The organism is Candidatus Woesearchaeota archaeon B3_Woes (assembly GCA_005222965.1).
Classification (GTDB): Archaea; Nanobdellota; Nanobdellia; order Woesearchaeales; family B3-WOES; genus B3-WOES.
In genome coordinates, this window is the sequence record NJBG01000001.1 from 501,077 (window position 1) to 513,608 (window position 12,532).

The following is a 12,532-nucleotide window of genomic DNA, read 5'->3' on the forward strand; positions in this document are numbered from 1 at the left end:
GTTTTAATTAATAACACAAGGTATTTAAATTTTTGTCTAATTAACCATCAAGAAAACAAACTTCATCACTAATAGCAGTTATATTATTAGATTTACAAAAATCCAATGTTTTTTGCAACATCTCTCTTTTAACTCTATTATCTATCCTCCCTTCTAATTTATATGCCGCGGTGCCTTCTCTAAGAGTATAAACATATACAATAACCATATCAAACCCTATTTGTTTAATCACATTTAATGTATCTTCTAAATCTTCCTCTGTTTCCGAAGGAAACCCAACCAAGACATGCGTTGAAAGATATAAATTAGAATTGGCTTTTTTCAATTCTAATAAGGTTTTTACAATATCTTCACTTTTATCATAACGATTCATTAACTTTAATATCCTATCACTTCCAGACTGAATAGTGCATCCTAGACATTTTATCTTCCCTTTTTTAACCCATTTAATAAGATCAGATTTATATTCAATAACCCATTTAGGATGTATTTCGTGAATATTCCAATAAACCTTTTGTTTGCCTTCAACACCTTCCATTTTTTCTAATAATACCTGAAGAGAACTTTTTATATCCACCCCATAAGAACCTACATTTTCTGCACATATATTAAATTCTTTATAACCTCTCTCCAAAAGCATTCTATATTCTTCTAAACAAACACCCAAAGGTTTACTCTTTAATGTCCCTGTTGCCTTAGGTATAGCGCAATAAGAACAATTAGATATACACCCCCACCCAATACGCAAAAGACAATCTTTATTTTCTTCCTGAGATAAACCAAACTCTTTATTGCCGTCTGGTAATTCAGAAAATTTAATTTTAAAATCCTTAAAAAAAATATCAATTTCCTCCAATTTCTGAGGAATAATATATTTTCCATTAAATTTTTCCCTAAACTTTGTAGGGGATATTGCTGGCAAACATCCCAAAATAACCAATTCACCCCCATAATTCTGCAATTGTTTAATCAACTTAAAACATTCATCTTCTTTAGATTGTTTATATGCACAAGTAAGCAAAATTATATAATCAGCTTCTTGCGCTTTTTTTACAATATTACATTTATTTAATCTGAAATAATTAACCAATTTTGTAGCATCAAGAGATCTTCTCCTACAACACCCAACAATCTGGACAAATACCTTTTTCATAAGTTTAATAAAACAACCACAACTTAATAAATTTTATTAAAAAGAAAACTTTTTAAGCTTGAACTATTTGATATAGACTATGACAACAAAAAAAAAGAAAACAACAAAAAAACAAGAAACAAACACAATTAAACCAAAAGAACCCATAAAAGCAGTTCTATCCGGAGAAAGAGTTACAACGGAAAATTCTGATCAATCTCGTGAATTATATAATCAAAGCAGATATGGAATACTTCTTAATAACGGGAGGGTCCAATTATCATTAATAGAATCAGCATACCTTCTAGAGAAAGGAGTATTAGAAACAGTATCTGCCTCAAACAGAAAAATAGATTTTGAAAAATTTATAAAAAAAGCAATCAAATTAGAACCAAACTTTTGGACAAGATATTGTGTCTTTAAAGATATAAGAAATAGGGGATATATTATAAAAACCGCGTTAAAATTTGGTGCAGATTTCAGAGTTTATGATAGGGGAGTTAAACCAGGAGAAGATCATGCAAAATGGATAGTCTATCCTGTACAAGAAGCATCTGCTTTAACATGGTATGAATTTTCTGCAAAAAACAGAGTAGCACATTCAACAAAAAAGAAACTTTTAATGGCTGTTTTGGACGCAGAAAACGATGTAACATATTGGGAAATAAAGTGGACAAGACCGTAGTAACATTTCTCTATAATAAACTATATAAACCACAATATTTTCTTTATTAACATGCAAAATGATAAAGACAAAATCATTGATTTAATCAGACAAAAAGGCCCTTGTTTGCCTTCTGATATCTATAGAGACTTAAACACAAACATGTTGTTTGCTTCTGCCATGCTTGGGGAATTAGTATCTAATAATATATTAAAAGTGACATACTTAAAAAGAGCATCCTCTCCTTATTATTACCTTGAAGAACAAAAAGAAAAACTACAAAACATATCCAATTTCCTAAACGAAAAAGACAAAGCATCATACGATTTAATCAAAGAAAAAAAAATTCTAAAAGACACAGAACAATCCCCTTTAACACAAGTGGCCTTAAGAGCAATCAAAGATTATGCTGTCCCTTTACAGATTAATCACCAAAATCAACAAATTCTATTTTGGAAGTGGTATATGTTATCCAACCAAGAGGCAGAGGAACAAATAAAATTAAAAATAGGCATTAAAAAACAAGAATCAAAGAAAAAAGAAATAAAAAAACCAACACAAATTAAAGAAACAAAACCAAAACAACAAATACATTCAACATCACAAACTTCTTTTTTAGAACAAACCGTCAGATATTTTAAAAAAAACAATATCACAATTATCAACCAAGAAATGAAGAACACCAAAAAAACAGAAATTGATTTTGTAATTGAATTACCATCTGCTGTGGGCACATTACAATACTATTGCAAAGCCAAAAACAAGAAAAAGATAAATGATGCAGACATTGCTTCCGCATTTGTCCAAGGCCAACAAAAAAAACTACCAGTTATCTTGTTAATAACAGGAGAAATGACAAAAAAATCAAAAGAAATGTTAAACAAAGAGTTTAAAGGACTTAAAATACACCAAATATAAGATGGGAATAGCATTTAAGGACATCATTCTAGGAAAAGAGATAGACATTAAAACCTTAAAAGGAAAAACCCTGATCATAGATACATTTAATCTATTATACCAATTTCTCAGTAGCATAAGATCAAGAGATGGGTCTTTGCTTACAGATTCTCAGGGAAACGTCACAAGCCACCTAATTGGATTATTTTCTAGAATAACAAATTTACTCCAATATGATTTAAAATTAGTATTTGTTTTTGATGGAGAACCCCCTTCTTTAAAACAAAAAGAAAGAGAAAGAAGAAAACAATCCAAAATACAAGCCCAAAAAAAATACGAAACAGCAAAAGCAAAAGAAGACATAGAATCAATGAAAAAATATGCATCAAGAACAACAGCACTTTCACAAGAAATGATAGAAGACGCCAAAAAATTAATACAATATTTAGGATTGCCAATAGTACAGGCCCCATCAGAAGGAGAAGCCCAGGCAGTTTATATTGCTAAAAAAGAAAACTGTTTTGTAGTAAGTCAAGATTATGATTCCTTGCTGTACGGCATACCCCAACTTATAAGAAATTTATCAATACTAGGCAAAAGAAAACAAACAAATAAACTAAGTTATACAACTGTTAAACCAGAGATAATTGACTTAGCAGATGTTCTTAATAATTTAACAATAGATTTAGACCAGCTAATAGCAATGGCCATGTTAATAGGCACAGACTATAATCCTGGCGGGATTAAAGGGATTGGCCCTAAAAATGCATTAACCTTAGTCAAAAAATACAAAAAAGATTTTGATAGTTTATTTAAAGAAGTGAAATGGAACGAGTTTTTTGATTTTGAATGGAAAGAAGTATATGATTTATTTAAAAAAATGCCGGTTACAGATGATTATGAACTAAAATGGAAAAGTATTAATACAAAAGAAATAAAAGAATTTTTATTAAAGCACGATTTTTCAGAGGAAAGAATAAATTCAACCTTAGAAAAACTTGAAAAAAAAGAAAATTCAAAAAAACAAAAATCACTTTTTGAATTTTAAGACAAAAGAGGAATAAAAAATGTTACCTTGGTGGGTTTTTGCCTTCGCATCTGCAATATTTGCTACGTTTTTTACAATATTTAGAAAAAAAGGAACACGCAAAGAAAACGCACTAGAATTTGAACTCACAAGAACAACCTTTAACGCACTTTTTGGGCTGCTGCTTCTGCCTTTTCTGACATTTAAATATACACTTACTTCAATTCTAATAATCTATTTTACATCTATTCTTGCTTCTATAGGGATTTTATTGGCATCAAAATCTTTAAGACATTCAGAAATATCACAAGTTATCCCATTACATAATCTGACCCCTGGTTTTTTGGCTGTTTTGGCTTTCTTATTTTTAGGAGAAACATTAACTAGAAACCAAATAATTGGATTGGTTTTTTTAATAATTGGAGCATATGTATTAGAAACAGAACACCATAATCCTCTCAAATCTTTTTTAAAACATCTAAAATCTAGATACGTAGATTACGCAATTATCTCAGCTTTTATATTTAGTATTACAGCACTACTAGATAAATATATTATTAATCTTTATACAACCCCTTTTGATTTTTTATTTTTAATCTGGATTTTTATAGCAATTAATTTTATGATAATCTCCTTTATATCACACAATGGAATAAAATCAATAAAAAATTGCATAAAAACAACAAAACACAACGTTGTTTTGACAGCTTTCTTTAGTTTCTTAGCAAACGCTTCTTATTTATATGCACTGTCTCTCACTTATGTCTCTTTAGTAATGCCAATAAGCAAATTATCTATTTTGATGAGTACACTAATCGGAGGAGAAATTTTTCATGAAAAAGGAATTTTAAAAGGAGCAATTTCTTCAGTTATTATGATTATAGGAACCCTCCTTATAATTATTTAAGTTAATCTAAAATGCCCACACTAAAACAAACACTAAAAGGAAAATTAACAAGACAAGAACTGCAGCTAGTCCCCTCATCATTCGATGTAGTTGGTTCTATCCTGATTTTCTCAGAGTTTCCTAAAGAATTAGAAAGAAAAGAAAAAATAATTGCTCAATCTTTAATCAAAGAATTAAAAAACGTAAAAACAATTTGTAAAAAAACAAGAAAATACTCTGGTAAACACAGAACACCAAAACTAAAAATTATGGCTGGAGAAAAAACAAAAGAAACAATACATAAAGAAAACAATATAACACTAAAACTAGATGTTGAAAAGGTTTATTTCTCCTCCCGACTCTCTAACGAAAGATTAAGAATTTCTAAATTAATAAAACCAAAAGAAAATGTTCTTGTTATGTTTTCGGGTTGTGCACCTTATCCTTGTGTAATAGCTAAAAACACTAAAGCGAACTCAATCATAGGAATTGAAATAAATCCTGTTGCTCACAAATATGCCCTTGAAAATATCAAACTAAACAAAATAACCAACACAACATTACATAAAGGCGATGTAAACAACATTTTACCAAAAATAGATTTTGAAGGAATAGCATTAAAATCAAGATGGCATAAAAAATATATTGGACCAAAACTAAAACAAAACCCCCCTTTAATAGAATTTTATCTTCCAGAAGGAGATCTTGAATCTGATAAAAAACGAAAACAGATGGACAAAACAATAAAAAAACTTGCAAAAAAACAAATTAAAGTTATGATCCATTCACCTCACGTTTATAACAAATCTAGGGAAATGTATTTAGCACAACACCCAGCAAAAATAAAGAACATAATAGAATGCATCAAAAAATTAGATTCTGTCCAAAAAAATAATAAAAATGTTGTAGGACACATCTTTCACTCATCAGACGATAGATTAAAAAAAGACCACAAAGAAGAATGGTTGATTAAAAACATAAAAACACTAAAAAAACTAGATTTATTAAAATACCTCTATCTTGAAAATGGAACAACAAAACCATTTGGTACAAAAAAAAGCATATTAAATGTTATTAAAAAAACACAACTAAAAAACATGTGCTTTGATTTTGCCCATTTTATGTATCTAAACAAAAAACTAACACTTGATGATTTCAAACAAATAAATTCTAAAACAAAACTATATAATCATGCAGTTAATCATAAATACAACAGTGGAGAACACTGTTGCAGATTAAGAGAAGGGGATCTTGATTTTAGAAAATTTGCAAAATACATAGATTTCGGTTGTGTAGAAGTATATAGCAAAAGCGAAATAACAGCAAAAGAACAAATCGAAGACTATAAATATTTTTTATCAATAAAACCAACCAAAAAATTTGACAGAATTCTAATGCCCCTCCCAAAATCAGCAGAAGATTATCTTGATTTAGCATTAACAAGAACAAAAAAAGGAACAATAATACATTTTTATGATTTCCTAAATGAAAAAGAATTTGATTTAGCCAAACAAAAAGTGGAAAAAGCATGCAAAAAGGCAGAAAAGAAATTTAAAGTACTGAACCTTGTTAAATGCGGCCAATTCGCACCAAAAACATACAGAATCTGTTTAGATTTCAAGATATTATCATAAAATATTTAAAAACAAAAACATTATTCTATTACGCATGCAATGATGATGTGAACACCAATAGCAAATTGTGCTATACGGAAGTAACTGCTGAGCATGCTTTTTTTAGAAATCTTAAACAACAAACTTCCCTTTCTTTATTATCCAATGGTTTTTGTGTTTACTATCTACTCCATAGACATCCATCTTTTGTCGTGGAGAATTGATTACCATATCCCAATGATACAACGTTTTTCTGTCCGGCTCAAACCCCATCCCCATTGCAACGTGCATCATCCTTGCTATTTTTTCATTAACAATCAAATAATCACATAATTTTGCTTTAGGATTTAGATTTACAGCAAATTCCCCAATATAATTAAAACACCTTCTGTACATTTTAGTCATAGAAACAGGCAAGGCCTTTTTATCCTCTATGTTCCTTATCTTTTCCATAGCATCGTCCTTTGTTGTTTTCATTTTATCTAATATTTTCTTTGGACCACTAACTACTGTATATTTGTTATCTTTTACTTTTATCACCAAAGGCTGTTTTGGATTTAATCTATAGCTTTGGTCAATACTAATTACAACATCTCCAACAATTAATCCTTCTAATTTTTCAGGTGTTACAAAAGCCTCACCAGAAGGAAAATTAGCATACAATCCAGATTTTATTCCGGTTGCTTTATAATACTCTTGATCAATTTTAGTTGTAACATCAGAATCAGAAGCAATAAAATACCTTCTAATTTTTTTATCATCACTAACAAGACAAACAGTAAAATCTGTTTTCAAACCATTTTTTTCTTCACCAATCACCCTTATCCTATCACACTTATCTAAAATTGATTTTATTTTTTTGCTCCTCTTTCTAATTTTTTCATAATCAACATCACAAGTTTCAATAAAAATGTCTATAGGCAAGGTTTCAGTCATTGCATACCTCATTATTGGGTCCCTTGTTTCATATTTTGTTTGAGCTTCATACCTATCTTTTAACATCATCTGACCAGGACTCGTCCATCTTGATTTTTTGTTCAGAGTAGGATACCCAATACTTTCTCCAAAAAACATTTTTCCAGTATATCCTTTCCCATGTATACCAAAACCAGCATCGTTTAACTCAATTTTTTCCGCACCGAGTATAGGGGACAAAATCTTAAATTTCTTAAAGACTTCTTCATCAACTTCTTTATCTAACTCGCATCCAATCAAAGTAGACATTAAATCAATAGTCCTTACACTATTCGCCAAAACAGAAAACTTATTTGTTGATGAACCCAACCCAACATTAGCTTTTAATCTCCTAGCTTCTAACGCCATAGCCATAGCCATACTATAAGAATCCAAATAATCTTTTAAAGGGAGCTCTAAATCTTCTTTTTTTGGGATTGTCTCAAAACTTATTCCTAATCTTTCATTCTTTTTAATATCATAACCTTTTTTTAATAGGGTATTAACAGTACCTACTAATTCATTCCATCTATATTTTTTATACCATGAAAATTTATATTCCAAATCAAGTGTTCCTGTGAATCCTTTTTCTGTAGAATACAATAATAATTCTGGTTTTTTGAAAATATTCTTAAAAACTTTTGTTTTTGTTCTTTTGTTCACTTCATTAATAAAACTTTTTAGTGCTTTGGTTTTCTCAGTCTCTAACCCCTTTCTCATATCATGATAAATATTCCATACTTTCTTTAAAACCAAAAAATTTTCAGATTCTTTATGTTTAACAAGAACATGTAGTTCTCCATCTAAGTTATGAACAGCTCTACTTAAGGGAGCAATTGAAAAAAAGGCCTTTTTATTAGTCAGATCACACACCAAAAACAACAATTTATTATTAACTTTACCTCTCAAAGAATTCTCATAATATTTAACATCGCTCTCAAATTTTTTACTACTATACTTCATATTACCACCATCTCCTTTTTTGTTTTTGTCAAAACATAAGCTTTATCTTTTACCAAAACACTATCTTCAATTCTTATACCTAATTTATTTTTAAAATATAAACCCGGTTCTATTGTGATAATTTGGCCCTCTCTTAATATAGACCTGCTTCTTGGACTCAAAATAGGGGCCTGGTGAACCTTTTTTCCAACCCCATGACCTGTTCCATGAACAAAATTTCTAAAATACACCCATAAAACAGCTCTTGTAATCGCATCAATATCAGCAGAATATACTCCTGGCCGAATATGATTTAAAGCTGTTAACTGAGATTCAAGAACCATATTATATAAATCTTTATCTTTTTTTGATGGTTTTCCAAGATAAAATGTTCTTGAACAATCTGAACAATAATCTTTATACTTCACCCCAAAATCAACAACAAGAAAACCCTTTTTTAGTTTTGTATTATTTGATTTATGATGAATTTCAGAAGCATTTTCCTGCATAGCCACAATTGGTTTAAATGCTAATCTACAATTATTAAGGTGTGTTTCTTTTTTTAAAAAATTATAAACATCCAATTCTGTAAAAAATACTTTTTGTTTAAGTTTTTTAACCAATTTCCTAAAAATTTTATCAGTAATCTCACAAGCTTTCGTTATATTCCTAATTTTGACAAGATCTAACATGGTTTCAGTAACAAATATATACTATTAAAACTTTTCTTTTAAGCAGATGAACAAATTTAAATTAAAAAACAAACTAAAAATAATAGAACTAAAAAGAAAATCAGATATTGTAACAATTCAAATAACAATTTGTGTTGGTTCTAATAACGAAACAAGAAAAATAGAGGGAATTTCTCATTTTGTTGAACATATGGTTTTTGAAGGTACAAAAAAAAGAACATCAGAAGAAATAGCAAATTCTATTGAAAGTTTAGGAGGAGAGATTTCTGCATATACATCAAACGAAACAACATGTTTTTTTATTAAAATAATTAAAAAACATTTTGAAAAGGCCTTAGACACATTATCTGATATTATCATAAATCCAACATTTGATTCAAACCTAATGAAAAAAGAAAGAAAAATTGTACTAAGCGAAATCAAACTTGTAACAGACCAACCAAGAAACTATCAATGGATTTTATTCTTAAAAACATTATTTGAAAAATTTCCAGCAAAAAACCCAATTTACGGAACTGTCAAATCTATCAAATCTTTAACCAATAAAGATTTGAAAAAATATCATAAAAAGTATTATACAGCCCCAAACACAATAGTTACAGTTGTAGGGGATATTCCAAATCTCAAAACAAAAATTAAAAAATATTTTTCAAAAATGAATAATTCCCCTGTAAAAACTTCTTTTAAAGAAGAAAAACAAAACAAAAAAATTAAAAAAATTGAGAAAAGAAAAACAAACCAAAGTTACGCCATACTAGGGTATAAAACTCCAAAAAGAAAAGAATATGATTCATATGTATTAGATGTTATAAAGGCAATCTTGGGAAGAGGATTATCAGGAAAACTATTCAGGGAAATAAGAGTTAAACATGGTTTAGCATATGAAGTAGGAATAAATCATGATCCAAACATAAACTATGGAATCTTTACAGCCTATTTCTCTACAAACAAAAACAACATTCCTAAATGTATAAAAATAACACTTAACGAATTCCAAAAACTCAAAAAAACAACATCTAAAGAACTTTTAGAAGCAAAACAATTTCTTGAAGGCGAAATAATCTTAGAGAACGAAGACAGCCAAACATTAGCAAGCTCAGTTGGAAACTGGGAATTGGCTTCCAAAGCAGAAGATTGCTTAAACTATACTAAAAAAACAAAAAAAGTAACTAAAAAAGACATAATAAGAGTAATAAATCAATACTTAAATGATAAATATACTCTGGCCATTATTGAACAATCTTAAGGATAAGCTTTTTTGACTAATTCTTTCTCTTTTACCAAAGTTTTTCTTATTGGATCTATTAATTTTATAATTTCATCACTAATTCCTTGTTTTAAATCAACACTCGCTAACTCTTTTTTTACAAAAGCTGCTTCTAGCTCTTTATAATTCTTAAAAACAATCTCCCCTCCCCATTTTTCTGGCCTATCAATCACAAAATCCCTCTTTTCGTGCTCTAATGTCTTAAAAATAATAAATCTTGCTATTGCCAACAACCCATTGCCTTCAACCTTTCCATCAACACAAAATGCCTTATTTACCTTCTTCTGAATTTCTTTATCTGTTTCATCAAAATCTATTTTCGAGTTTGGTTCAGAACTTGACATTTTGCCAGATTGAGTTAAACCAGGGATCAAATAATTCATCAGATGAATTCTTTTCTCATATCCTATCTTTGGTAAAAATTCTCGTGCAAACATAAATAATTTTCTTTGATCAACCCCTCCAAACTGAGCATCTACAACCAAATACTGCTCATCTAAGGCCTGTAAAATAGGGTACAACAGCCCAGACATTTTAGGAGTTTCTAACTGCTTTACAACATCAGCTCCTGCTCTTTTAGTATCCCTTGTCGAAGATAGAGCAGATAACCTATACATATCTAAAGAATATTCTTTTTTTAATTGAAAATCAGTTCCTGTAACAAATTTTAATTTATCTAACGAAACCCCGACAGATTTCAAAATTTCCTTTATTAACAATTGATAATATTTTGTTCTGTACTCTAATAAATCCCAGTCTGTTTTCATGTTATCAAGATAAGCATGCATATTCGCAAACAGAATAGTTACCTCACAACCAGCTTTTAGAAAATCAGCTATCTTTAACATCGGAACAAAATAACCCAAATTAGGTTTACCAGTTGGAGCAGTACCCCAATATACTTTTAAATCTCTTTTTTTAAGAATATCTTTTAATTCATTCTCCCCAACAACCTCTTGCAATTCCCTTGCGATTAACTTAAACTTTTCCTCTCCATTCATATAACAAGTATTAATCTTTGTGTTTAAAAATTTTGGGTTTTTTAAATAAATATTTAAACAAACAAAGATATTATTATTTCATGTATAAGATAGGAAACCTAAAACTAAAAAACCAATTAATTTTAGCACCAATGGCCGGTGTTAATTGTGCTGCTTTTAGATTATTATGCAAGGAATATGGGGCAGGACTCGTATCTACTCAAATGTTTCATTGCGATTTAATCTCAACATTATACAAAGAAGACAAAAACAAACTAGAAACATTATTAGGGGTTTCAAAACAAGAACACCCCCTTTCAATCCAAATAGTGGGTTCTAATCCAGAAAACATCAAAAAATCAACCATAATATTAAACAAATACGCAGACATTATTGATTTTAACCTAGGATGTCCGGATAAAAACATTTTAGCAAACAAAGCAGGAGCCTTTTTCTCAAAACATCCAGAACAAATATCAAAAGTTATAAAACCCATAATTGAAAATTCAAAAAAACCAGTTACAGTAAAAATAAGGCTGGGGTGGAATAAAGACAACATAACTATAGAAAAACAATGCAAAATCCTAGAAGATTTTGGGGTTGATGCTATAACGATTCACGCAAGAACAACAAAACAAAAATATCAAGGCACAGCAGATTGGAGTTATATAAAAAAAATAAAAGAAAAATTTAACACAAAAATTATTGGAAACGGAGACATATTTAAACCAGGAACAGCAAAATCAAAACTAGAACAATCTAAAGCAGATTTTTTAATGATAGGTCGAGGAGCTTTAGGAAACCCTTTTATTTTTGAAAGAACAAATTACTTATTAAAACACAACAAAAATAAACCAGAAACAACAAAAAAAGAAAAACAAGAGGCTTTCTTGAAATTTGCAAAATTATACAAACAGCACAAGGAACAATTTAAACTATCAGAATTTAGGCAGCACGCAATGTGGTTTACAAAAAACATAAAAAACGCAAAACAAACAAGAAACCAAATAATGAACATAGAAGATTTTGATGAAATTGTTGAATTAGTCAAAAATAGTTATTAAACACCATTTATAAGACAGAACAAAAAACAAAAACTTTAAATACTAAATAGCTTATTACATCTATATAAATTTTAGAATGAAAAAGGTGCAATAATATGGCCGAAGACGATAAAAAATTCTCAAAACAATTGATTGGAAAGACAGTAGTTTCTAAAACAGGAAAAAGATTTGGAGAAGTAGGAGATATAATCTTTGAAACACGATCAGGAGAATTAATCCATCTTATCCTTAAAAATCCAACACCCTATACAGAAAAACTAGAATTAGAAAAAGACAAGGATAATAACATTCTAATACCTTTTTCCGCAGTTATAGCCATAGGAGATTTTATGGTAATTTCAGAGGAAGACATAATCTAACTCTGAAATTTTGAAAATTTTAATTTTCATTAATATCTGAAGAAGATATAATTTA

At 29.2% G+C, this 12,532-nt stretch carries 12 protein-coding genes; 8 read left to right on the top strand and 4 right to left on the bottom strand.

The features are described from left to right. Positions 1–40: 40 nt before the first annotated feature. Positions 41–1,153 (bottom strand): hypothetical protein, encoded by a 1,113-nt coding sequence (locus tag CEE44_02650; GenBank protein ID TKJ17411.1) that lies wholly within the window; start codon positions 1,151–1,153, stop codon positions 41–43. A 79-nt stretch (positions 1,154–1,232) separates the two neighbouring features. Between CEE44_02650 and endA the strand changes: the two genes are divergently transcribed. Genes endA through CEE44_02675 form a run of 5 tightly spaced genes read left to right on the top strand, consistent with a single transcriptional unit; the run spans position 1,233 to position 6,240 of the window. Then, a complete protein-coding gene (endA, locus tag CEE44_02655) occupies positions 1,233–1,817 on the top strand; it encodes a tRNA-intron lyase (GenBank protein TKJ17412.1) in 585 nt (194 codons plus the stop codon). Between the two features lie 51 nt (positions 1,818–1,868). Next, on the top strand, positions 1,869–2,714 hold the full coding sequence (locus CEE44_02660) for a hypothetical protein (GenBank protein TKJ17413.1): 846 nt from the start codon (positions 1,869–1,871) through the stop codon (positions 2,712–2,714). Position 2,715: 1 nt separating this feature from the next. After that, positions 2,716–3,741, top strand: coding sequence for a flap endonuclease-1 (locus tag CEE44_02665; GenBank protein ID TKJ17414.1), 1,026 nt, complete (start codon positions 2,716–2,718; stop codon positions 3,739–3,741). 19 nt (positions 3,742–3,760) lie between these two features. Further along, positions 3,761–4,627, top strand: a complete 867-nt coding sequence (locus CEE44_02670; protein TKJ17415.1) for a hypothetical protein — start codon at positions 3,761–3,763, stop codon at positions 4,625–4,627. 11 nt (positions 4,628–4,638) lie between these two features. Further along, entirely contained in the window at positions 4,639–6,240 is a 1,602-nt protein-coding gene (locus tag CEE44_02675; GenBank protein TKJ17416.1) for a hypothetical protein, read from the top strand. Positions 6,241–6,351: 111 nt separating this feature from the next. Here the strand turns inward: CEE44_02675 and CEE44_02680 are convergent, their stop codons facing one another. Both CEE44_02680 and CEE44_02685 read right to left on the bottom strand, forming a co-directional pair. Then, positions 6,352–8,136 (bottom strand): hypothetical protein, encoded by a 1,785-nt coding sequence (locus CEE44_02680; protein TKJ17417.1) that lies wholly within the window; start codon positions 8,134–8,136, stop codon positions 6,352–6,354. Further along, positions 8,133–8,807, bottom strand: a complete 675-nt coding sequence (locus CEE44_02685) for a hypothetical protein (protein ID TKJ17418.1) — start codon at positions 8,805–8,807, stop codon at positions 8,133–8,135. Before CEE44_02685 ends, CEE44_02680 begins: the two co-directional genes overlap by 4 nt. A 46-nt stretch (positions 8,808–8,853) precedes the next feature. Between CEE44_02685 and CEE44_02690 the strand changes: the two genes are divergently transcribed. Then, positions 8,854–10,053, top strand: coding sequence for a hypothetical protein (locus CEE44_02690; protein TKJ17419.1), 1,200 nt, complete (start codon positions 8,854–8,856; stop codon positions 10,051–10,053). On the opposite strand, the gene CEE44_02695 is transcribed toward CEE44_02690, so the two are convergent. Further along, positions 10,050–11,075, bottom strand: coding sequence for a tyrosine--tRNA ligase (locus CEE44_02695; GenBank protein ID TKJ17420.1), 1,026 nt, complete (start codon positions 11,073–11,075; stop codon positions 10,050–10,052). The genes CEE44_02690 and CEE44_02695 overlap by 4 nt on opposite strands. 80 nt (positions 11,076–11,155) lie before the next feature. Here CEE44_02695 and CEE44_02700 point away from each other — a divergent pair, with 80 nt between their 5' ends. Both CEE44_02700 and CEE44_02705 read left to right on the top strand, forming a co-directional pair. Next, complete coding sequence (locus CEE44_02700) at positions 11,156–12,118, top strand: tRNA dihydrouridine synthase DusB (GenBank protein TKJ17421.1); 963 nt, start codon at positions 11,156–11,158, stop codon at positions 12,116–12,118. 95 nt (positions 12,119–12,213) lie between these two features. After that, positions 12,214–12,477: a hypothetical protein gene (locus CEE44_02705; protein TKJ17422.1), complete on the top strand. Its 264-nt coding sequence runs from the start codon at positions 12,214–12,216 to the stop codon at positions 12,475–12,477. The last annotated feature ends 55 nt before the right edge of the window (positions 12,478–12,532 follow it).